The organism is Polaromonas sp. P1_G4 (assembly GCF_056405475.1).
Map to the genome: position 1 here is coordinate 1 of NZ_JBFUCA010000810.1, position 1,297 is coordinate 1,297.

The 1,297-nt window shown below is 58.6% G+C and carries 2 protein-coding genes; both read left to right on the plus strand.

All coding sequences use genetic code 11. The features are described from left to right. Nucleotides 1-230, plus strand: a 230-nt coding sequence (locus AC1D1X_RS23570) for a hypothetical protein (protein WP_477699381.1), incomplete at its 5' end; no start/stop codon positions are given. 23 nt (nucleotides 231-253) lie between these two features. Beyond that, on the plus strand, nucleotides 254-1,297 hold a 1,044-nt coding region (locus tag AC1D1X_RS23575; RefSeq protein ID WP_477699382.1), incomplete at its 3' end, for a polyhydroxyalkanoate depolymerase.

Consider the following 1,297-nt stretch of genomic DNA (forward strand, 5'->3'; position numbering starts at 1 on the left):
GGGCTGCAGCTTCAGGGCGGGCAAAGACCACCGGCTGCAGGCAGAATGGTAAGTGTTCTTTCAATTCCGCAGGTGGTGGCGGTTTCTCGGTCCGCAAGCCAAGCTGGCACCATCGTGGTGCTTTTGGCGTCAACAGTGTGAAAACCGCCCGGTATTGGTGGTTATCCTCAAATCAGTGCGGCAACCCCCTGTTATATTGCACTGCAACATATTACGATTTACCGAAGTAACCCTAAACCCAAGGTTGACCCCGATGCTGTACCAAGTCTATGAAGCCCAACGCACCTTGATGGAGCCTTTTGTCGACTTTGCGCAAGCCGCTGCAAAGCTCTACGGCAATCCCCTGTCGCCCATGGGCCAAAACCCGTTTGCCCAACGCGTCGCTGCCGGCTACAGCCTGATTTACCGGCTGGGCAAAGACTACGAAAAACCGGCCTTTGACATCCGGACGGTGGACGTCAACGGCACCGAGGTCAGCATCCACGAACGCGTGGAAATCGACAAACCCTTTTGCGAGCTGCGCCGCTTCAAGCGCTTCACCGACGATCCCGCCACACTGACAGGCCTGAAGGGCGAGCCCGCCGTGCTGATCGTGGCGCCGCTGTCAGGCCACTATGCCACCTTGCTCCGGGACACCGTCAAGACCATGCTCAAAGACCACAAGGTCTACATCACCGACTGGAAAAATGCGCGCACCGTGCCGCTTTCCGAAGGTTCATTCAACCTGGACGACTACGTCAACTACGTCCAGGAGTTCATTCGCCACCTCCAGGGTATTTACGGCAATTGCCACGTCATCAGCGTCTGCCAGCCCACTGTGCCGGTGCTCGCTGCCGTGTCGCTGATGGCCTCCCGAGGCGAAACGACGCCCTTGAGCATGACCATGATGGGCGGCCCGATCGATGCCCGAAAATCGCCCACGGCAGTGAACAACCTGGCCATGAACAAGAGCTACGAGTGGTTTGAAAACAATGTGATTTACCGCGTGCCCAGCAACTTCCCGGGCGCAGGCCGTCGTGTGTACCCCGGCTTTTTGCAGCACACCGGCTTCGTCGCGATGAACCCGGACCGCCACGCCAGCAGCCACTACGACTACTTCAAGGATTTGCTCAAGGGCGACGACGCCAGCGCCGAGGCGCACCGCAAGTTCTACGACGAATACAACGCCGTGCTCGACATGGATGCCGACTACTACCTCGACACCATCAAGACGGTGTTCCAGGAGTTCAAGCTGGTCAACGGCACCTGGGACGTCAAGGGTGTGGACGGCCAAATGGAGCGTGTGCGGCCCGAAGAC